Source organism: Lachnoanaerobaculum sp. OBRC5-5, assembly GCF_000296385.1.
Taxonomy (GTDB): Bacteria; Bacillota; Clostridia; order Lachnospirales; family Lachnospiraceae; genus Lachnoanaerobaculum.
In genome coordinates, this window is record NZ_JH815185.1 from 931,526 (window position 1) to 950,316 (window position 18,791).

Annotated in this window: 23 protein-coding genes; all 23 read right to left on the bottom strand. The window is 34.2% G+C overall.

What is annotated here, in order from left to right:
• Position 1: 1 nt before the first annotated feature.
• Positions 2–478, bottom strand: a complete 477-nt coding sequence (locus HMPREF1135_RS04265; RefSeq protein WP_007592369.1) for a hypothetical protein — start codon at positions 476–478, stop codon at positions 2–4.
• Positions 456–878, bottom strand: coding sequence for a hypothetical protein (locus HMPREF1135_RS04270; RefSeq protein ID WP_007592371.1), 423 nt, complete (start codon positions 876–878; stop codon positions 456–458). The genes HMPREF1135_RS04265 and HMPREF1135_RS04270 overlap by 23 nt, the downstream gene beginning before the upstream one ends.
• Before the next feature lie 125 nt (positions 879–1,003).
• The gene (locus tag HMPREF1135_RS04275; RefSeq protein ID WP_007592374.1) at positions 1,004–1,831 is read right to left on the bottom strand and encodes a hypothetical protein; all 828 of its coding nucleotides are present in this window, start codon (positions 1,829–1,831) and stop codon (positions 1,004–1,006) included.
• 179 nt (positions 1,832–2,010) lie between these two features.
• A complete protein-coding gene (locus tag HMPREF1135_RS04280) occupies positions 2,011–2,850 on the bottom strand; it encodes a TRAFAC clade GTPase domain-containing protein (RefSeq protein ID WP_007592377.1) in 840 nt (279 codons plus the stop codon).
• Positions 2,851–3,130: 280 nt separating this feature from the next.
• Positions 3,131–3,556, bottom strand: coding sequence for a hypothetical protein (locus HMPREF1135_RS04285; protein WP_007592379.1), 426 nt, complete (start codon positions 3,554–3,556; stop codon positions 3,131–3,133).
• Positions 3,557–3,573: 17 nt separating this feature from the next.
• Complete coding sequence (locus HMPREF1135_RS04290; protein WP_007592381.1) at positions 3,574–4,065, bottom strand: SF0329 family protein; 492 nt, start codon at positions 4,063–4,065, stop codon at positions 3,574–3,576.
• A gap of 12 nt (positions 4,066–4,077) precedes the next feature.
• Positions 4,078–4,317: a hypothetical protein gene (locus tag HMPREF1135_RS04295; RefSeq protein ID WP_007592383.1), complete on the bottom strand. Its 240-nt coding sequence runs from the start codon at positions 4,315–4,317 to the stop codon at positions 4,078–4,080.
• Between the two features lie 2 nt (positions 4,318–4,319).
• A complete protein-coding gene (locus tag HMPREF1135_RS04300; protein ID WP_034242906.1) occupies positions 4,320–4,673 on the bottom strand; it encodes a hypothetical protein in 354 nt (117 codons plus the stop codon).
• 10 nt (positions 4,674–4,683) lie between these two features.
• Positions 4,684–5,244: a hypothetical protein gene (locus tag HMPREF1135_RS04305; protein ID WP_007592386.1), complete on the bottom strand. Its 561-nt coding sequence runs from the start codon at positions 5,242–5,244 to the stop codon at positions 4,684–4,686.
• On the bottom strand, positions 5,222–5,725 hold the full coding sequence (locus HMPREF1135_RS04310) for a YfbM family protein (protein WP_007592389.1): 504 nt from the start codon (positions 5,723–5,725) through the stop codon (positions 5,222–5,224). The genes HMPREF1135_RS04305 and HMPREF1135_RS04310 overlap by 23 nt, the downstream gene beginning before the upstream one ends.
• A gap of 20 nt (positions 5,726–5,745) precedes the next feature.
• Positions 5,746–6,180: a GNAT family N-acetyltransferase gene (locus tag HMPREF1135_RS04315; protein WP_007592390.1), complete on the bottom strand. Its 435-nt coding sequence runs from the start codon at positions 6,178–6,180 to the stop codon at positions 5,746–5,748.
• An 18-nt stretch (positions 6,181–6,198) separates the two neighbouring features.
• Positions 6,199–7,056, bottom strand: coding sequence for a DUF2262 domain-containing protein (locus HMPREF1135_RS04320; RefSeq protein WP_007592392.1), 858 nt, complete (start codon positions 7,054–7,056; stop codon positions 6,199–6,201).
• Positions 7,056–7,604: a hypothetical protein gene (locus tag HMPREF1135_RS04325; RefSeq protein WP_007592395.1), complete on the bottom strand. Its 549-nt coding sequence runs from the start codon at positions 7,602–7,604 to the stop codon at positions 7,056–7,058. Before HMPREF1135_RS04325 ends, HMPREF1135_RS04320 begins: the two co-directional genes overlap by 1 nt.
• Positions 7,605–7,619: 15 nt before the next feature.
• Positions 7,620–8,069, bottom strand: coding sequence for a hypothetical protein (locus HMPREF1135_RS04330; protein WP_007592396.1), 450 nt, complete (start codon positions 8,067–8,069; stop codon positions 7,620–7,622).
• Between the two features lie 54 nt (positions 8,070–8,123).
• Positions 8,124–8,975 carry a CbrC family protein gene (locus tag HMPREF1135_RS04335; protein ID WP_007592398.1) on the bottom strand — a complete coding sequence of 284 codons (852 nt, stop codon included), beginning with the start codon at positions 8,973–8,975 and terminating at the stop codon, positions 8,124–8,126.
• Between the two features lie 26 nt (positions 8,976–9,001).
• Entirely contained in the window at positions 9,002–9,328 is a 327-nt protein-coding gene (locus HMPREF1135_RS04340; protein WP_007592400.1) for a hypothetical protein, read from the bottom strand.
• Positions 9,329–9,344: 16 nt separating this feature from the next.
• Positions 9,345–9,797 carry a hypothetical protein gene (locus tag HMPREF1135_RS04345; protein ID WP_007592402.1) on the bottom strand — a complete coding sequence of 151 codons (453 nt, stop codon included), beginning with the start codon at positions 9,795–9,797 and terminating at the stop codon, positions 9,345–9,347.
• A 33-nt stretch (positions 9,798–9,830) separates the two neighbouring features.
• Positions 9,831–10,148, bottom strand: coding sequence for a hypothetical protein (locus HMPREF1135_RS04350; protein ID WP_007592404.1), 318 nt, complete (start codon positions 10,146–10,148; stop codon positions 9,831–9,833).
• A gap of 112 nt (positions 10,149–10,260) precedes the next feature.
• Positions 10,261–11,046: a GTP-sensing pleiotropic transcriptional regulator CodY gene (codY, locus tag HMPREF1135_RS04355; RefSeq protein WP_007592407.1), complete on the bottom strand. Its 786-nt coding sequence runs from the start codon at positions 11,044–11,046 to the stop codon at positions 10,261–10,263.
• Between the two features lie 254 nt (positions 11,047–11,300).
• The gene (nagA, locus tag HMPREF1135_RS04360) at positions 11,301–12,452 is read right to left on the bottom strand and encodes an N-acetylglucosamine-6-phosphate deacetylase (RefSeq protein WP_007592409.1); all 1,152 of its coding nucleotides are present in this window, start codon (positions 12,450–12,452) and stop codon (positions 11,301–11,303) included.
• On the bottom strand, positions 12,443–13,168 hold the full coding sequence (gene nagB, locus HMPREF1135_RS04365) for a glucosamine-6-phosphate deaminase (RefSeq protein WP_007592411.1): 726 nt from the start codon (positions 13,166–13,168) through the stop codon (positions 12,443–12,445). The genes nagA and nagB overlap by 10 nt, the downstream gene beginning before the upstream one ends.
• A 13-nt stretch (positions 13,169–13,181) precedes the next feature.
• Entirely contained in the window at positions 13,182–15,839 is a 2,658-nt protein-coding gene (gene alaS / locus HMPREF1135_RS04370; protein WP_007592413.1) for an alanine--tRNA ligase, read from the bottom strand.
• Positions 15,840–16,128: 289 nt separating this feature from the next.
• Positions 16,129–18,791 (bottom strand): FMN-binding protein (locus HMPREF1135_RS04375; RefSeq protein ID WP_007592416.1); only part of this gene is annotated, 2,663 nt, incomplete at its 5' end.

Consider the following 18,791-nt stretch of genomic DNA (forward strand, 5'->3'; position numbering starts at 1 on the left):
TTTAATTCTCCTTAAACTTTAATTTTTCTATATTCTTATTTAACATCTTTCTGTCTCTTTCAAACGCAACTTCCATCTGTTTTATAACATTATCCCAATTACAATTTGTGTTAATAATATCTTTAAGTAATCGCTTTTTTTCCTCAAATATTGTAATATCAAAATCTGATTTATTCCATTTCTCGATAAATTCACTATAAAACTTTGCAATAATTGAAATTATATATTCCCTATCCAATGATAAATAAAACTTATTATCTATTATTTCATTCATCTTCTTAAAATGTAATTCAATCCACTCTAATTCATATAATTCGAGCTTAGTTTTATATATTAGTTTTTCAGAATCACTATATAAAGCATTATATAAATCAGGATTTGTACCATAAAGAGTATCTTCGATGCATTTTATTCTGCAATCTTTAATACTGAGAAGTAACCTATTGTATATAGTATCAGTCTGTAGAAATGTTTTCATAATACTCTTTTCCCAATTTTTCATTCACAGCATTTTTAAATTGATTAATATTTTTTATAGCAAAATCATTTATCAATGATTCACTTAATGAGAAGCTTCTATCCATATTTGCCGTAAGTTGTTCAACCCAAATACTTTTTATCTTACTATCAATTCCATCATCCTCTTCTAACTTTTGAATAATATTAGGTAGTACTGTGCCATAAAAGGTCTTTTGTTCATCTCTAAATTCCTTCAACATATTATAAATCATCGTTATTTCTGTAGAGTGTTTTTTTAACAACTCCATATAATGCTTTTCATAATCATATAGTACTTGAATTGGTATGTCCCTTTTTTTTGTAGCAATATCTTCAAATTCACTAAAACAATTCCCATATATTTTCTGTTCTTTGTTCATTATCATCTCCTAATATTTTAATAATACATATACATTTCTCACCTGTATTGCATTTAATACAAATTTTTGCTTTACCATTTTTTACTTTATGAACAACCACATTATAATAATTAGTGCTAATATCATTAAGCAACTGAGTAGTAGTATCCAATTTTTTTTTTTGAATATTTTGCTTCATTTGAATCAAGTGTATTATTATTTGTATTCTGTCTATAATCATTATTATCTATAGAACAAGTATCATTGGTATTATTACTGTATGCCTTTAAAATCCTTGTAATATTATTTTGGGAGGTTGTAAGTATAGTAAATTCACTATTTTTAATACTATTGTAATCTAAAATATTACTACAAAATGAAAAGTACTGTTTTTCCTGGCAACAAGAATAGTATAAAAACAGCTTATAGTCTGTTATAATATTGTACTCATAATAAATTTTCTCACCAATCTTCTCATATGAAATGGTTTCATACTTTACATTATTGTCTGTTGCTAAATCCACTTCCTTAAAATCCATAAGTAATACTTCTTGATATGAACTTTTCCATTTTTGATATATAGCATCAAGATAGATACTCCACAAATATTCTAGCGAAACACTTTGATAATGATCCGTATTCCTCTTATCAATAACAATTCCTATAAAGGCATAGATACTTCTCCCCTTATTATCACAAAATAGCTCTTCTGATTTTATTTTATCAGTATCATTTAAATCTAACTTACAGCAAATGTCCTTTAAAAAACCAACAACACCTGCAATACGATACTTTTCATTATCTAACACAACCCAACGGAATCCACTTAATCCATCTATATCTACAGTAGATCCTAATACACTCTTCCTTGCCCACTTTATATCTGAATCCATAAATTCACATGGCCTTACTAGAAACTCGGAATTAAAATCACAAAAAAAAGTTCTTGTATGTATAATTGGTGCTATTTTCATTTTAGTACCTCACTGAATGATGTTCTTTCTCCATTAATATAAACATTAGGTATATTCTCCAACTCTTTAATTAACTTACCACCATTGTTATTCATAGCATTTATTAAATTACTAATTTGGGTATTATTGTCTGCTTCTATCTTTAATTCATTTGTAAGTCTATCAATATATTTTCTATTTTAAAAAATTAATTTGTTTTCTTCTATCTTCTTTTGTTGATTCAATTCATTTGTTATACTTTGTCTTTTTCTAAGATTCTCTACTGAATCTTGAATTTTCTTACTTAAAGCAAACCAAATTCCCATAAAAATAGGTAAGTGAATATTTATTGGCTTCATCCTTCCAGAACCATCTTCATTCATAATATTTACACCAATTGATACCGGAATAATTGTAACAATTTTTTCAACTTCATTTTTTACAAAAAATGGACTAAATGCCTCTTCTATTATCTCACACAACTCCTCTTCATCTGTATCATCTTTACAAACATCATATTTTGTAACAATGATTGCAGTTGGTGGGATAGATTTATTTGTCTTTTGATAATCAGAAAAAAATGTATTTATTACATTACTACAGTTATCTCTTATATTATCAATTTTTTCTTCTGTATCATTGCCTACTAATAATGCTCCATCTACACAAATAAATATGCTACTTGAATTATTTATAGCCTGTTTCACATTCTCATATTCTTCAAGACTTCCAGAATTTTTTCTGTCCAATAATCCACCGGGATAATCAACCCAATCAAAAGACATAACAGTATTGTATCCATATTGTAAATCAAATACATATTTTGATATATTGTCAGTTCCAGCTGGAAATCTCTTTTCTCTACTTAAAGTCACATCAGATAATCTTGCATATCTATCTCTGAGCTGAACATCTGCATCATCATCTGTTGCAATTGTATAACCTTTTAATCCAGAACTCATTTTATAGTACAATACCAATAAATAACACGTTTTTCCGGAACCTGACATTCCCAGTATTGTAATTTGTGTATCTGCCATTGCATTTCCTTCCATTTATTACAAAATAATTATTTAATTTTTAAAATAAAAATTCACATAATATTGTATATTTATATCCATAAATAGTCAATAAAATTTTAAGTAAACCGTAATTTATTGTAAGGCAAATATCGTTTTATCTTAATATATTGTAAATAAATCTATTCTTAAATCCAGGTAAGAATCACATATTATATTCATTGACTATATCGTAAGAATCTTTTTTAAATAATATATAAAAATAGGGTGAAAATCTTTTCTAGAAATTTCACCCTTTATTTTATAGAAGATTGTTATTTAAACTAACCCAATTTAAATTACCTACTTCTTTTAAAATTCTAATTCTTCCATCATACCTGTTTTTAAGTACAACTTCATCCTCCACAGATATATCTGTATACCAATGATTAAGACTTGCATATTTTCCTCTGTGAATATCTATGATTACAGTCGTTATAGGATCCCAGGTTTTCTTTTTAACACTCTCTGTAATCACATAATATGCGTCTAAGAATACAAGATTTCTTCCATACATCCAAAACGGAAGTTCTCTGTCTAACAGTGGAAGCTTTGCAGAGAAAATAAAATCCCCCATCGGTGGCTCCGTTTCATAGTTTAATTCAATCTCACTTCCAAAATAAGCAATTGTTGCCCCGTAACAACCTACACTTACAGGTACACCTTCTTCGGCTATTATAAAATCCATATATTTCCTTTCAAAGTCTATACTATCCCCTCCGCATTCATTCGAATGGCAAAGAACTCTTTAATTGAATCAGGTTCATTTTCTATACTTTCTTTCATGGATATAAGTTTCCTTTTTCCGACTCTTCTATCCAAAACAGCAAATATCCTCACGAGTAAATTATCGCTATACAAACTCTTTTCAATGCTCTGATTGTCAAACTCATCAAATGCCTTATAAAAACATGTTTGATCGAACACTCCAAGCTTTATGGCGGTATCGTCCATAAATGCAAACTCTTCGCTCATACGTCTTTCATATTTTTCATCTTTGGGAAATGACTCCGCTTTTGTCCAATTATGATAATAACAACCCTTTATAATCTCTTTACCTTTATATCTTATAGCTGCCCTGCCCTCATGATCCGGGGATCTGCTATAAGATGTCGCAAAATAGCTGATATGTCCCTTTAAACTTTCCGCCAGATATTCGCTTTCCATTCTTTTTCTAATACCGCTCCAACTTGACATATTCCCTCCAAACTATAAATTCGTGTTATCATAAAGCTCCTCAAAATATTCATTTAAATTATGATATATTTTCATATCCTCTTCATCATCGCCTCTTAAAACCACACAAATATTTTTATTTTCCATATCTGCAAACACAAAATTATACTCACCAAAGTAAGCTTGGTAGCCGTATTTTATTAGAGTCAATATCTGACCAACCTTAAAGTTAAAAATACTCTTTCTGACAATATACGTATTGCCTGTTTTCATTACTAGTCCCTCTTATAAAAATATAAATATGGGTAGTTTACAATCTCTTCATGCCAGTTATCATCATGCTTTATTATAACCTTTCCATTTTCATCATAACACCTTGCAACTATCGGTGCACTCTCTCCGGATTTTATTTTCCAAACCAATATTCCGTCCTCAAGCCCTGAATCAGGTGAATCGGTCTTTATATATTTTCCCAAATAGCAATCCCACCTTCCAAAAGGCAACTTATCATACACGATATTGACAAACTCTGCCAAGGTATCCGGCAAAATAAATGTATCGGGATTAGGTGCGTTTACATCATCTCCCATGCACATACTGCTCCTGCCCATATAGACTTTTATTTGCATACTCTTCTCCTTAAAATTTATATAAAAGAGGGAATATCAATCCTACATCAATAGCCATAAATCCAAATATAATACACAAAGAACCCACGAATATAGTTAGCCCCTTAACATTTTCACGAATCTGTATGGAGAACTTCTTATAATCAATAACCCTGTTATTTATAATATTTTCTCTTTCTTCTACACTGTCCGTTAATGAGATATTATAGCTTCCTCTATCCGCATCAAATGTATACAGTTTGACTCTGGCATCCTTAATACTGCTTGTCGTAGTCCTAAAAAAATCCGGATATAATATTACAAACTCTCCTGTAGCATTATTTTTTAGTTTAATATCTAAATTATATATAGGAGATACTGAATACTTTTTTCCCGAAAGCCATATATCATATTTACCGCCATCCTCAAGTCTAAAGCTTCCGTCTATTAAGCTTACGGGCATTTCATATATCATCTTAGCCTTGGCAAATAATCTGACTTTTTTTATGCCGATAACCACCAGATATATTCCCACAGGTACAAGAAGAAACAATAAATATTTTAAATCCTTAATAGATTGTAACCAAGACATTTCCGTCTACCTCCAAAACTTCCTTATAAAAATCTTTCATTCTTTCAAAACAGTCAAGAAGATCTTCTTTTATTTCATCTTCTTCCTCTTCATAGTCCCAAATATTAGGATATAACTCCGCCTCTTTACCTTCTTCCAAAGCAAAGCTTTCCAAAGCGGTTTCCATATCAAAATCTTCAAGTACTTTTAATATATCAGCAACCCTGTCTTTTTTTGTATAGGCTATAAAATCATCTATTTCCTCTATAGAAGTTACACCTACCACCGCTTCACTGAGAGGATCTTCCCATATAGGATCTGACGCACTTACTCCTGTTAACATATAATGAAGAAGATCCCAGTTCTTATCTATATCAAGAAGTATTTCCGCCTTCTCATTCCAATCTTCAACCATTTCAAAGATATCTTCCTCATTGTCTAAGTTTTTAAGTGTTTCCAAATCTTCATCACTTAAATATTGATAGTTTGCTCTAAGTCCCATTTTTATTTTCTCCTTAAAAATTAAAATATTTTTATAAATCTTTTTTGTAACTTATCGGATTTGTATCCTATATTCTCATAAAATTTATGTGCTTCTACACGATGATTTGCCGAACTCAGTCTGATAAATGAAATACCGTTATCTATAGCATATTTTTCGATATGGCGCATTAATTTTTTGCCGACTCCATTGCCACGGAAATCAGGATCAACAGCCAACCCCAATATATTAAGTCCGGTATCACTATACACACTTTCATACACCTGTGCATGAACAAATCCGATAACCTTTTTTGTATTCTCATCTTCATATACTGCAATAATATGATTTTTATTATCACATGACAATTTCTTTATCTGATTCTCAACTGTACTTATATCAACATCATAGCCCAATGATGTTTTACATATTTTTTTTATATCTTCTGCATCGGATATATTTATTTCTCTTATCATATATTTTAAACTATCCTCTCAACCACCCATTCTTGCATACTGAATACCCTTTTTCAAGCTTCCGTTCACAATGATACAATGTCCTGCAAAAATATCATCATCTCTAAAATATGCACTAAATAAACCGCCGGATGTCATAGAAATTGATTCAATACCGATTCTCTTTGCAAAGCTCTCTTCTGTGATTTTTAGTGCTTCCTCCTCGGATTCGCACCAATCTCTTGCAAGGTCTACAAGTTTTTTAGCTGCAAATGTTCTCATTTCAGCATCCCGTTTTTCAGCACTTAAGTACAATTCTTTCATAGCTTTTCTTGCCTTTGTGATTCCGGATTTGTTGTCTTTATCAACATCCAAGGAAATATCAATATTTTTATCAAGCCAAGGAATATGCCCTTCAAAGCTGTTTATAGTTCTATCATACAAAAGCTCACCCAATATATCATCCTCTATGATTATAGGCTTTTTGTACTCTGTAAGGATTTCTTCAAGTTCCGGACTTTGTGCATTTTTTTCTATTACATCCACTAAAAGAAAATCAAGTCTTTTTATCATAATCTCCGGCAGTTCCTCAGGTAATTTCTTACGTACCTTTAAATGATAAACAGTTTCTTCATCAAATTCCGGTATCAAATGATTTTCATACTCTTTTTCACTTGCTGCAAATACAAATCTACATTCTTCTTTATGTAGCTCTCCGGTTTCACAATCTATATAGGCCAGGCAGCAAATTGACACTTCCCAAAATCCGTTTCTCTTACTTGTGACATCACCTTCATGCCTAAGTACAAGAATTTCCTGCTCTTTTTTATCAAAAGAGTTTTCCCATTCGTTCTCAGTCATTTGGTTTCTTTTTCTCATATAATCTATGAGTTCCATTAAGATTCACCCCCTATAAGCTGTGATAATTCATTCTCATCAAGCTTACCTTCAGTATATAACTTTTCAAGCAAATTTTCATCAAAATCCATTTCATAGTAATCTGTTACAAATTCCTTGAAATCATCATATGTCTCACATATATATCCAAGCATCCATTTGCTTCCGTCATCATCAGACAATTTATTTTGATAAATTTTTCCGTCATACCAAATGAAAAATGTTGTTTCATCTATTTCCCGGTCATCAAAGAGCGAAATATATTTTTCATCAACACCTTCATATATCTTTTGTATAACACTTCTATCAAACTTTTCCTTAGCAAACTGACTCAAACTGCTTTCATGTGAAAATCCCTTTATTAAGACAATATCTTCTGTAAAAATAACATATAGAGTATCGCCTGAGCCGTTATCAACAATATACTTTAGATAAGCTTCATTTTCATCTTTTTCAATTATTTTAAGATATTCCTCAGACGGGTCAGTCAAGGCATTGTCAAGAAAATATAATGCCTCAAGTCCGGTTCGCATATTATCCAAATCCATATTTTTCTTTTACTCCTATCTTAAATCCGCTTTTTTATATCTTCCGGAAACATATCCTAAAATACAAATCTGAGCTATATTCCATTCATTTGCAAGATAGATGCTGCATCTGACTTCATCACCTAAAGTATTTTTTGCAATGAACTCATATCTTCCCAGTTCTTCATTATTTGAAATTCTTTCAATATCTGCTACATATGTTTCCGTAAAAAACCTATTAAATTCATCCCAAGCGGTTAGTGCATCTGCTTTTGTAATTTCCACCTTTAGGCAATATCCGATACTGACCTTGCACCTTTTCTTTCTTCCGGTTTCATCAGCCTTAAATACTTTTATATTTCCCTTTTCAAATACCCATTCCTTATCCTTCAGTGCAGCTAATTTTTCTGTCAATATATCCTTAAATTTGACGATATTTTCCGAAAAGTATTTACAGGCATTTTCAAAAATCTCTAAATTGTCCATTTTGATTATTCCTTATATGATATTAAATCTGCTCTAATCTCACGAACAAATATATTAGTCGACATCCACCCACAAATGATGTTTTCCACAGTGTAAACATCTAAATAAATATCCGGAAACAGATCCGTCCTTTACCAAATATTTTTCAATATCCGGGAATTCATTTCGTTTATTGTACTCTTCAAATACTTCTTCCGCAATTCCCATTTCTTTTAATTCATTTGTCCCTACACTGCCAAGATATGCACAGTAATCATTACAACAATAAAGCCAATACTCACCCTGCCAGCTTAAATACCCCGGTGTTCTATAAAAGAGTTCATCTCTCTTTTCCTTATCCGGTACAAAGTCATCATCAACATCTTGAATGAAATCGGCATCATATTTCTTTGCGGCCTTACCGGTTGAAATACATACAGGGCAAAGATAATCCACATCATCTACAGCATATGGGCTTTTTACATAGTAAACACTGCTTTCTCTACCGCAGCAAGGACATACTTTCGCTTCACCTTCTATAAACGAACCTGTCTCCAAAGGATCGGGATGATATCTGAATTTCGGCAATAATTTTTTACGTTCTTCCCTTTTTAGCCTTTCCTCTTTATTTAGCGGCCTTGGTGTTGCAAATCTGTCACCATGGCTCTCATTTAAATCTTTTAAACTTAAAAACTTTTTAATCTGTTTTCTGTCAGCTTTATCATATATACTTTCATACAGTTTATATGCACTTTCCATCTTATAAAGCAGTTGATAGATATCAACCAGTACCTCCATGGCCTCTTTTTCGGTTCTAACTTTCAGTCTGTCAGCAAATTCATATAATGCCAATACACTTGTCTCATTTTCATGCTGCTTTACAAAGTTTTCTTTTAAGCTGATATATTCTTTTAAAAATTCGTTCATATTTTATCCTTATATAATCAAAGCATCTAATAATGTTCTTTTACATACTCTATAAATTCATATATGTCATAAGATACCTCTTCCATTTCAAGTGATCCGAGTGCACCCAAATCATTTTTATATATGGTATCGTCAGAGTCCTTTTTGATAAAGAAAGCCATATCTCCGTCCTGTCCTATCATAAAAAAATCAGGCTCATATTCAAAAACCTCATATGTCAGATTTCTTTCCTCCAAATCTTTTTCTTCATAAAGTATCACACCTGTATCGCCTACCGGAAATTCGTCACTTCCCTTTATTTCCTCTAAAAACTTTTCATACATTTTTGGAAGTTTAAAATTTATATTATCCATGGTATCTCCTCATGTTTTATAGTTCGAACTTTTTCCAATCATCAACTGATTCTATTATCGGTATCAGACTGTCAATTTCAAAATACTCTTTTTCAATAGGGTCGGCATAACCGTCAACAATCAATAATCCGGTACATCTTATATGAGCATTATCATCTTTTATCTCTATAATTTCAAGCTTATATGAAATCATAGGTTCCGATTCATAAATATAAAATGTATCTTCTCTTTCATCACATTCTTCCAATGTATTTACACTAAAAGTTTCTCCTACAAGGTCTTTTACACTGCTTTTGTTTGAATCTATACTGTTTATACAAATAGACGGAGCTGTTGATTCACCACGAAAATCCCCCTCTTTAAACCCTATATCTACAGACCACGAGCCGTTATCTTTATCAAATATAAGGCAGCTCTGTCTGTCACTTAAATCATCTTCAAAACAGTACTTTTCACCTATCTTAAGCATTTTATACTCCTTTTTAAATTTATTATATGATTTCTATTCTAACCTTTCATCAAAAATAACCCCGATACATGGCCACTTTTTCAGAAATATCCAGTTTTTATCTGTCACCACTTTGAGTATATCCGTATCAAACTTCTTAACTTCTTCTATATTTCTTATCTCACCGCTATAAACTGTACCCCTTTTATATGAGATATCTATACTCATATAGTCTTCATAACATGATAAAGAAATATGTATTCTAAAATTATCTTTTTCATATGAATAACTGCAAAACCCCGCCTCTTTTTCATAAAGGTAGGAAGGCTCACTTTCAAAGAATTCAAAAAAATCAAGTTCATCATATTTCATACACATTAACCTCACACATATCTACTCTACTATATCACTAATATACAATCTGTATCTACTGTACTTTTTATAAAAAAAGAACCGACAAATGCCGGTCCTTAGTATGTTAACTTTATTTGATACCCTGATCCTTCTTTACCTCTTCCAGCTCTGCAAATACCACATCGTTTATTACCTTAATGTAAGTACCCTTCATGCCGGATGACCTGCTTTCTATTACACCTGCACTTTCAAATTTTCTTAGTGCATTTACTATCACCGATCTGGTGATTCCTACTCTGTCAGCTATCTTACTTGCTACAAGCACACCTTCATTACCGCTAAGCTCTTCAAAGATATGTATTATAGCTTCAAGTTCTGAAAAGCTTAATGTTGATATAGCAGACTTTACAATAGCAATCTTTCTATTCTCCTCCGCATTCTCCTCATTAACACTTCTCATCATTTCAAGTCCTACCACTGTTGTGCCGTATTCACTTAATATTATGTCATCTATATCAAAGCCCTTTTCCTCTTTGTAAATGAATACAGTACCAAATCTTGAACCTGCAATATCAATCGGGCTGATAATAGCCTGAAATCTGTTTACATTTTCTTCGTCAAATCCAAGTGTTGCAAGATTAACATTTTCTTTTGTGGACAATATTGAGAGTAGTCTTTCATTCAGCATTTCATCTATAAAGCCGCCTACTTTATCAGCAATCAGCTCTGTAATCTCAGATGTACCATTATGTGTTCCAACTCCTAATACCTTTCCCTTTTTACTAATAACAAGACTATTTGCCTCGAGTATTTCTGATAATACGTCACATATATCATTAAATACTACTTTCTGTGAATTATTATTGTGTAATAACCTGTTAATCTTTCTAGTCTTATCCAATAATTGTACACTCATTCAAGAAAACCTCCCCTTAGAAAACAACGTATTTTCAATAAAGCTCACACTTAAATTTTAGCACAATTTGAATAAATGTACAACTTTTTTATATTATAATTCATATTATTTACTTATCTAAACTTATGTAATCTAAATGATATATTATTCCAATATAACACTTTATTTAAAATAACTGAATAAAGTTGTCAATTTTATATATAATCTGATAATAATATTCAAAAAGGCGAAGTTTTCACCTCGCCTCACACAATTTATAATTCACTATATATTTCCTTGCCATGTACATACACAGCTTTTATATTTAATGACTTATCCATCAGTACCAGATCCGCATATTTTCCTTCTTCAATACTTCCGACTTTATCGTAAATTCCGATTTGTTTTGCAGGATTTATCGTTGCGGCCGCTATAGCATCCTCAAGTCTGATATGCATATCCTGTACAGCCCTCTTCATACATTCAAAAAGATTTGTAACCGAACCTGCAATGGTTCCATCGTCAAGTACAGCTTTTCTTCCGGTAACAAACACCTTCTGTCCGCCAAGAGTATACTCTCCGTCACTGAGTCCGCATGCTCTCATACTGTCACTTATAAGTATAACCCTCTCGTCTCCGAACATCTTAAATGTAGCTCTTACTACAGCCGGATGAATATGAATACCGTCGCAAATAAGCTCCACACATACTCTGTCATTGTCAATAGCCGCACCTATTACTCCCGGTTCTCTGTGTGTAAACGGCGGCATAGCATTGTAAAGATGTGTAACATGAGATGCACCCTCTTCAAAAGCCTTTACCGCTGTATCATAATTTGCCATAGTATGTGCAATGGAAACTACAACATTGTCCTTTACACCTGCTATGAAATCCATAGCACCTTCACCCTCAGGAGCGATATCTACAAGCTTAATAAGATTTCCCGACAACTCATTCAATTCATTGAAGAACTCAATATCGGTATTTAATATATACTTTGATGACTGAGCACCTTTTTTTGCCTCACTTATAAAAGGTCCTTCCATATTTATGCCCACAAGCTTGGCACCTGTATCACCGTCATATGCGGCAGCCTTTTTCATGATTTCTTTAAGTTCATCTTTAGAAATGGTCATGGTGGCAGGACAAATACTTGTCACACCAACTTTAGCCTCGTATTCCGCTATATTCTTTATCGTATCTTCCTTTGCATCACAAAAATCATCACCCATACAGCCGTGAAAATGTATATCTATAAGTCCCGGTATTGCATAAAGTCCTGTGGCATCCACCTGCTTCTTGTCATCTTCCGGTGAAAATCCTAGATTCATAAATGAGCTTTCTGAAAACTTCTCACCCGAGATATGAATCTCTCTGTTTCTGAACACTCTGTCCGGATCAAACACTATCGCATTTTTTATAAACATGACAAAGCCTCCGTATCACCTATCAGAATAAAATCATTGTGTAACTGCAATATAGAAGCAGGTACCTTAGGTGTAATAGGTCCGAAGAATGCTTCTTTTACAATTTCAGCCTTTCCCTTACCGTTTACTACCATCAGCACACGCTTTGCTCTCATAATGCTTCCTATACCCATAGTATATGCCTGCTTAGGAACATCATCTATACTTGCAAAGAATCTCTTATTGGCCTCTATCGTACTCTCTGTCAAATCTACCACATGAGTCTTGTCGATAAATTCATCACCCGGCTCATTAAAACCGATATGTCCGTTATTGCCAAGTCCGAGAAGCTGCAAATCTATTCCACCGTAATTTTTTATAATATTTTCATAATCCTGACCTGCTTTAAGTGCATCAGGCTCCATACCGTCAGGTACCTTTGTATTATTTTTATTTATATTTATATGGTCAAAAAGATGTGAATGCATAAAATAATAATAACTTTGATCATTATCCTTTGTAAGACCTCTGTACTCGTCAAGGTTTACAGTCTTAATTTTACTGAAATCAAGTCTGCCTGCCTCATATCTTCTTACCAATTCTTCATAAGTACCTATAGGTGTTGAACCTGTAGCAAGTCCAATTACGGCATCAGGCTTTAAAAGTACCTGCGCACCTATTATGTCTGCCGCCATTTCACTCATTTTCTTATAATCTTTTGCGCATATAATTCGCATATTGCACTCCCCCCTATGCTAACTGTGATTTAAACTCTTCCTTTGCCTTATCAAGCGCATCCTTGATACCTGCGGGGTTCTTTCCGCCGGCCTGAGCGATATTCGGTCTACCGCCACCGCCGCCGCCTACAAGTGTAGCGATTGCTTTGATAATATTTCCGGCATGTGCTCCTGCCTTAAGTGCATTATCACCTGCCATACATAAAAGATTTACCTTACCGTCAACATCTGATGCAAGTACAACCATACCTTCATCAACATCATTCTTAAGCTTGTCACCAAGGTTTCTAAGCTCGTTCATTTCAACACCGCTTACCTGCATTGCAATGAATTTGATTCCGTTTATTGTTTCAATATTTTCGGTGCTGTCTCCAAGTGCCTCACTTGCAAGTTTTGCTTTAAGCTTCTCATTCTCAGACTTAAGAGCTTTCATCTCATCGAGCAAGCTCTCAGCCTTTGCAACAAGTTCAGATTCACCTGTTTTTAAAAGCTCAGCTACTCTTTGCATTCTGTTTTCGATATCCTGATAGAATTCGATAACACCGTCACCTGTAAGAGCTTCTATTCTTCTTACACCTGCAGCAATACCGTTTTCTGAAAGAATCTTGAAAAGCTTTATATCCGATGTATTATGTACATGAGTACCGCCACAAAGCTCCTTTGAGAAGTCTCCCATGCTTACAACTCTTACATCGCCCTGATATTTTTCACCGAAGAGTGCCATAGCACCGCTCTTTTTAGCCGACTCCACATCCATTACATCTGTAACTACCGGAAGAGCTTTATTTATCTCTGCATTTACAAGCGCCTCTACCTCTGCAATCTCTTCTCTTGAAAGGCTCTTAAAATGTGTAAAGTCAAATCTCAGTCTGTCTGCTGCAACATAGCTTCCTGCCTGTTCCACATGGTTTCCAAGCACTTCTCTAAGCGCCTTATGTAAAAGGTGAGTTGCAGAGTGGTTTGCGGCTGTTTTCTTTCTGTTTTCAGAATCTACAACAGTTTCCACAGTATCGCCAAGCTTAAACATTCCCTGACTTACAAATCCCACATGACCGATCTTATCACCTGCAAGCTTGATAACATCCACTACATTAAATACGGCATCATCTTTCTTTATCACACCGATATCCGCATTCTGACCACCCATGGTAGCATAGAATGAAGTCTTATCTAGAATAATTGTTCCATGATCACCCTCTGCAATAGCCTCAACTATTTCATCCTCTGTAGTAAGTGCGGTTATCTTACCTGTATCAAGAAGACTGTCATAACCTTCAAATACTGTAGTAAGCTTCGGATCAAGTGACTGATATATGGTAACATCGGCTCCCATATAGTTTGTAGCTTTTCTGGCCGCTCTTGCCTGATTTCTCTGAGCCTCCATAGCCTTATTAAAGCCCGCCTCATCTACAGTGAAGCCCTTTTCCTCAATTATCTCTTTTGTAAGATCGAGAGGAAAACCGTAAGTATCATACAGTCTGAATGCATCTTCTCCTGAGATTACCTTTTCACCGCTCTTTGTAAGATTCTCTTCTATTTCTGCAAGGATTGAAAGTCCCTGATCTATGGTCTTATCAAACTTGTTCTCTTCCTCGGTAAGAACCTTAAGGATCATCTCTTTCTTTTCTTCAAGCTCAGGATAGCCGTCCTTTGAAAGCTCTATTGCCGTATTTGCAAGAGAAGCCAAGAAAGTATCCTTTATTCCAAGCATTCTTCCATGTCTTGCAGCTCTTCTTAAAAGTCTTCTGAGTACATATCCTCTACCCTCATTACTTGGCATAATACCGTCTGAGATCATAAATGTGCATGATCTGATATGGTCTGTAATAAGACGGAGTGATATATCCTTTTTTGCATCCTCTTTATATGATGTCTTTGCCAAATCCGCAACTCTGTCAAGCAGGTTCTTTATAGTGTCAACCTCAAATATGGACTCTACATCCTGAAGCGCTACCGCAAGTCTTTCAAGTCCCATACCTGTATCTATATTCTTTTGGATAAGCTCTGTATAGTTGCCCTTGCCGTCCGAGTTAAACTGTGAAAATACATTGTTCCATACTTCCATATATCTGTCACAGTCACAACCTACAGTACAGCTTGGCTTTCCGCAACCGTACTTTTCACCTCTGTCATAGTACACTTCCGAACAAGGTCCACAAGGTCCCTCTCCATGCTCCCAGAAGTTATCCTCTTTTCCGAACTTAAATATTCTTTCAGCCGGAATACCTATCTCTTTATTCCAGATCTCAAATGCCTCATCATCCTCTAAATATACTGAAGGATATAGTCTGTCTGCATCAAGACCTGCCACCTCTGTTAAAAATTCCCAAGTCCATGCGATAGCCTCATGCTTAAAATAATCTCCGAAAGAGAAGTTTCCAAGCATTTCAAAGAATGTACCATGTCTTGCAGTCTTTCCTACATTCTCAATATCTCCTGTACGAATACATTTCTGACATGTACATACTCTTCTTCTAGGCGGTATCTCCTGACCTGTAAAGTACGGCTTGAGCGGTGCCATACCTGAATTGATCAATAATAGTGAATTATCATTATGAGGAACCAAAGAGAAGCTCTTCATTACCAAATGTCCCTTGCTCTCAAAAAAGTCAAGGAATTTCTTCCTTATTTTGTTTACCCCGTTTTCACTGTTAAAATTTTTGTTACTCATATATCTGTTATTTTCCTTTTCTCATATCTCTTGCTTTTTTGCCCAGCTTTATACCTATAAAAGCTAAAATTCCAAAAATAATAGCCTTAATTAAACTTCCTATAAATGATGATAAAAAAACAGCCATAATACACCTCACTTATTCTTAGGCAATGCCTTCTATTTTTATAGACAAAACTGCTTTTATAATATCATAATAATGCCTAAAACTCAATGTCCATATTGTAATGGTAAAATATTAAAAAAGCGATGCCCATATAAGCATCGCCTTCTTGAAAGTAAATATTTACTATTTAACAATCAGTTTTTTAGGATCATATAGTCCCAAGATTTTATTTTTCATAATGCCTTTTCTTCCTGCATGATTTGGAGAAATTGTTAAATCTTCCCTATCATTTTCTGCATCATTTCTTTTTTCTTCTACAGGCTTTGTGGCATTACTGTCTGTAGCAAGTCTCTGCTGTGCAGCCATATCTCTATTTGCCATTCTAAAGCCGCTTTGGTCTGCAAATGCTTTTTTAACAGCCTTTTTTATAGCAACTGATGAAACTGTTGCACCGCTTATACTGTCTACAGAATCAATTTCAGATGCCTTCTTTCCGACAAAATTAGGTAACATCCTTAATGCATTTGACCAGAATCCGGCATTATTTCCTGGGCTTGTTTCATTGTCTTCTACGCTTACAATAACTCCGGTCTTTTTATTGAAGGTTACTCTGAGGCTGGCATAGTATCCGAACATTGTAACATTCTCTACAACATCTTTTACTATATTGTCCTGTCCTTCTTCTTTCTCTTTTGCTTCACCAAGTTCAAACTTAAAGCTTGTGGAGCAGTATCCGTCTTTCTTATTTGCATCTTTTAAGATAACTGTATACTCTCCCATACCGGTGTTTTCCGTACTCTTAATTGAAAGAGTTTTATTTGTTTTATCAAATGTATAATCAGTTCCTTCAACAAGTTTTTTAGCATTATCTTTTGAACCGAAGAATAAATCTCCAATTTCATATCCTTCATAAGGCATCTTTCTCATATCAAATGTTACATCTGCCCCGTTTTCCGCACTGAACTCGGTTTTTGACGCTATAGCCGGTATATGACTGCTGCGAAGTCTCTTAGGAATATATAATTCCAATCCGTCTATCTCAAACTTCTTGTGATCACTTAATAAATATGTAATTTTATAAATCTTATCACCCGGTAATGAAGCAAAACGCTTATGTGCTAAATTGCCGCCATAGTTACCCATCTCCACCGAGAATGCAAGCTCACCGTCAGCAATAATATTGTCAACATGTGACAATCCGAAAACTTTAGCATTTTTCTTACTGCTTCCTGCCTCAAATGTTACACCGAGTACATTCTTATCAGTCTTTATTTCCTCAGGCAGACCTTCAAGGTTGATTTGATAATTTCCGTACTCACTTTGATCTGTGAGTGAAACTCTTACATCTGAAGGATTGGCACTTATTTCAGGAGTATTCTCACTTGCCTTCATTTCAGAGATTGTAGAATCATAATTAATAACCTTATAGGTAGGCAATTCTGTTTTTGTAACCTCTCTGCTTATTCCGGTAACGGAATCCGGAGCAGTCATACTTGTAATTGCCGGAATAAGTGCTGTATGATTTTCCGCACCTACAGCTGCCAAAAGTTTTACTTTTGCATACAGATCAGCATCTACCTGAACAGGTGTTTTAACTCCCTTAATCTTATATCCTGTTTCGGTTTTATCAGTGTAAGCCGCTGTCGCAAATTTGCCGTAGCTTCCTATTTTCGAAGAACTTACAGAATCATATCTTCCTCCAAAACTCATCATCTGCAATGGAGTAGGCTCCTGACCTATAGTCGGATCACCTCCGAATGAAGGTGCGGTTCTTATAGCTAAAAGCTCTCTTAAATAGAAATATGAGTATGGGAAATCGGCAGTACCGTATAGATTTCCTGTAAGTTTTTGATCATCCTCTACATAGTAGTATACCTTAGGCACATATGGATTTCTTACCAGATTAGCCTTATTGGTTACATCCTTGCCGTTTACAATAAATGTCATATTGGTATTTTTAGGATCATACTTTTTGTAATAATAAGTATGTGTCTTTCCGTCCACTACCAGATCCAATTTATCCATATTGGTTTCTTCGGATACGGGTGGCTTAGGGAATGCATCCTTTACCGCATTTTTAATGGCATTTGATGAAAGTGTTGCTCCTGTAACGGCATCAACGGTATCCACGCTGTCCTTTGTTTTGCCTACAAGTTTATCAAACATTCCAATCGACATATTCCAGAAAACTCTGTTATGAGTATTTCCCGGATTTGTGCCGTCATCTTCAACCTTAATAATTTTTCCTGTTTTTTCATTATATGTTACCAAAACTTTTGCCTTATAGAAGAAAGTCTCCATCTGAGCCTCTCCCTTTGCAGTCTTTATAGTTTCGGCTTCACTTTCACCACCTTCATATTTAAACCTTAGTCCTATACTTCCGTTTCCAAACTGCGGGCTGTGATAATCTACAAGTTTGATATTTAAGATATTGTCGCTCTTTGTAAGGCTGTAATTAAGCTGTATGCCTTTGGAATCAAGTACTTTTACTGTAAATGTATCCTCATTCCATTTATTCTCATACTTTTTAGGTATTGTTACATCCAGCACTAAATGTGCATTACTTCCTTCAAACTCCTGCTTTGTAATACCTGTTTTATTGTAAATAAGTTCCTGCTTATCATACAATTCAACTGCAGCCGGTAATACCTGCTCTTTCTGTGGTGTTTCCACAAATTTAAAGCCTATCCATACATAGCCGCCGCTTTCATGGAACGCTCTGTAGTTGGCAAAATCCACTGTAAGTACGCTGTATTTCTTTCCTACCTTGCTCTCAAGTAATACTCCGTCCTCATTGTATGCTTTTACAGTGAAGGTATCCTTAGTCCACTTTTCATACTCTTTCG

Excerpts from the sequence above, each read along its gene's own strand:
- nagB (WP_007592411.1), bottom strand. The coding sequence starts at position 13,168 with ATGCGAATTATATGCGCAAAAGATTATAAGAAAATGAGTGAAATGGCG.
- HMPREF1135_RS04325 (WP_007592395.1), bottom strand. The coding sequence starts at position 7,604 with ATGGATTTGGATAATATGCGAACCGGACTTGAGGCATTATATTTTCTT.
- HMPREF1135_RS04295 (WP_007592383.1), bottom strand. The coding sequence starts at position 4,317 with ATGAAAACAGGCAATACGTATATTGTCAGAAAGAGTATTTTTAACTTT.
- HMPREF1135_RS04275 (WP_007592374.1), bottom strand. The coding sequence starts at position 1,831 with ATGAAAATAGCACCAATTATACATACAAGAACTTTTTTTTGTGATTTT.
- HMPREF1135_RS04340 (WP_007592400.1), bottom strand. The coding sequence starts at position 9,328 with ATGGATAATATAAATTTTAAACTTCCAAAAATGTATGAAAAGTTTTTA.
- HMPREF1135_RS04335 (WP_007592398.1), bottom strand. The coding sequence starts at position 8,975 with ATGAACGAATTTTTAAAAGAATATATCAGCTTAAAAGAAAACTTTGTA.
- HMPREF1135_RS04320 (WP_007592392.1), bottom strand. The coding sequence starts at position 7,056 with ATGGAACTCATAGATTATATGAGAAAAAGAAACCAAATGACTGAGAAC.
- HMPREF1135_RS04330 (WP_007592396.1), bottom strand. The coding sequence starts at position 8,069 with ATGGACAATTTAGAGATTTTTGAAAATGCCTGTAAATACTTTTCGGAA.
- HMPREF1135_RS04285 (WP_007592379.1), bottom strand. The coding sequence starts at position 3,556 with ATGGATTTTATAATAGCCGAAGAAGGTGTACCTGTAAGTGTAGGTTGT.
- alaS (WP_007592413.1), bottom strand. The coding sequence starts at position 15,839 with ATGAGTAACAAAAATTTTAACAGTGAAAACGGGGTAAACAAAATAAGG.
- HMPREF1135_RS04350 (WP_007592404.1), bottom strand. The coding sequence starts at position 10,148 with ATGAAATATGATGAACTTGATTTTTTTGAATTCTTTGAAAGTGAGCCT.
- HMPREF1135_RS04265 (WP_007592369.1), bottom strand. The coding sequence starts at position 478 with ATGAAAACATTTCTACAGACTGATACTATATACAATAGGTTACTTCTC.
- HMPREF1135_RS04315 (WP_007592390.1), bottom strand. The coding sequence starts at position 6,180 with ATGATAAGAGAAATAAATATATCCGATGCAGAAGATATAAAAAAAATA.
- HMPREF1135_RS04290 (WP_007592381.1), bottom strand. The coding sequence starts at position 4,065 with ATGTCAAGTTGGAGCGGTATTAGAAAAAGAATGGAAAGCGAATATCTG.
- HMPREF1135_RS04305 (WP_007592386.1), bottom strand. The coding sequence starts at position 5,244 with ATGTCTTGGTTACAATCTATTAAGGATTTAAAATATTTATTGTTTCTT.
- codY (WP_007592407.1), bottom strand. The coding sequence starts at position 11,046 with ATGAGTGTACAATTATTGGATAAGACTAGAAAGATTAACAGGTTATTA.
- HMPREF1135_RS04280 (WP_007592377.1), bottom strand. The coding sequence starts at position 2,850 with ATGGCAGATACACAAATTACAATACTGGGAATGTCAGGTTCCGGAAAA.
- HMPREF1135_RS04310 (WP_007592389.1), bottom strand. The coding sequence starts at position 5,725 with ATGGGACTTAGAGCAAACTATCAATATTTAAGTGATGAAGATTTGGAA.
- HMPREF1135_RS04270 (WP_007592371.1), bottom strand. The coding sequence starts at position 878 with ATGAACAAAGAACAGAAAATATATGGGAATTGTTTTAGTGAATTTGAA.
- nagA (WP_007592409.1), bottom strand. The coding sequence starts at position 12,452 with ATGTTTATAAAAAATGCGATAGTGTTTGATCCGGACAGAGTGTTCAGA.
- HMPREF1135_RS04345 (WP_007592402.1), bottom strand. The coding sequence starts at position 9,797 with ATGCTTAAGATAGGTGAAAAGTACTGTTTTGAAGATGATTTAAGTGAC.
- HMPREF1135_RS04300 (WP_034242906.1), bottom strand. The coding sequence starts at position 4,673 with ATGCAAATAAAAGTCTATATGGGCAGGAGCAGTATGTGCATGGGAGAT.